General features: G+C 45.5%; 2 protein-coding genes. Both read right to left on the reverse strand.

Translation table 11 applies throughout. The features are described from left to right. On the reverse strand, positions 1-623 hold a 623-nt coding region (gene truD / locus A3766_RS01070), incomplete at its 3' end, for a tRNA pseudouridine(13) synthase TruD (protein ID WP_156499784.1). After that, positions 620-1,135: a 2-C-methyl-D-erythritol 2,4-cyclodiphosphate synthase gene (gene ispF / locus A3766_RS01075; protein WP_068507343.1), complete on the reverse strand. Its 516-nt coding sequence runs from the start codon at positions 1,133-1,135 to the stop codon at positions 620-622. The genes ispF and truD, both read right to left, overlap by 4 nt. Positions 1,136-1,287: the final 152 nt, after the last annotated feature.

Below are 1,287 nucleotides of genomic sequence, written 5' to 3' on the forward strand. Positions count from 1 at the left end.
GAACGAGCTGCCGATAAATAGAAAGAACGCTGGCTTTTAGATGCTTTAATCTTACCTTCAAAATATTGTACGCCACGATCCAGATTCGCACCGTCAAAGCCGAATCGTTGAGGACCGAAGTAATTTGGAAAACCTTTATCTCTGACTTGTAGCAAAAGAGCTTCCACATTAGCCATATTGTCAATATTTCTCACCACCAACCTAAAGAAGTTGGCACTATGCTCGCCGCGTCTTAACTTCTTATTATGCCGTTGATAACTGAGTACTTTTACGCCTTCACATTCAAATTCGTTCCAATTAGGCTCAGGCTTATTCCCTAAATAAACACTAAACCATTGCCGGGTAAGCGCCCAACGATCCTTTAAACCTGACAGCCCGACATCCACTTTTTTGACGTGGGAGAAACGCGCTAACTGACCCGCCACATACTCAGTATTCTGACCATTTTTTTCCAGCCATAACCAAACGTGCTCCCCCTCACCACTTAGCTCAGGATTCATGACCTCTTCAACAAAGAAGTCTTCTTCTTTTGTCTTAATGACACCGGCAGGCCGCGGTAAGTCAGCGATACATGGAAAAACCAGATTGAACTGTGATTCTGGTAATGACCTTACTTCACTCACACGCTTCTCCTTTCACTTTCGCAGCTAGGTTTAGGCACTAACAATACACTTGCCTGACAAGCAACTCCTTCCTCACGCCCTGCAAAACCAAGGCGCTCTGTAGTCGTTGCTTTAACACTCACCAGCTCAGGAGAAACCTGTAAGTCCTGAGCAATATTTTCCTGCATCTTTCCTATATGCGGCGCCATCTTAGGAGCTTGAGCAATAATAACGCTATCGATATTGGAAACTACAAAACCTTTTTCTGAAATCAAGTGGTTTACTGCAGACAACAGTTCTCGACTATTTGCCCCTTTCCACTTTTCATCAGTATCAGGAAAGTGCTTACCGATATCACCTAAGGCCAAAGCACCTAACATTGCATCCATAATCGCGTGAATCAGCACATCCCCGTCGGAATGCGCAATAAAAGATTTGTGATGGGGAATTTTGACGCCTCCCAGGATAATTTCTTCACCCTCGCAAAATGCGTGCACGTCATAACCGTTCCCGATTCTCGGAAAGCTATTCATTTTTTCACCTCGTCCCAGCTGCGTCCGCGCAGCCAAGGTATCTGCAGCCAAACGTAAATCGTGCGGCCGCGTAATTTTGATATTGTCATCTGAGCCTTCAACTAGGCAGGGCGCCCCACCCATATGCTCTATTGCTGACGACTCATCGGTCA

Source organism: Oleiphilus sp. HI0132, assembly GCF_001635845.1.

Excerpts from the sequence above, each read along its gene's own strand:
- ispF (WP_068507343.1), bottom strand. The coding sequence starts at position 1,135 with ATGAATAGCTTTCCGAGAATCGGGAACGGTTATGACGTGCACGCATTT.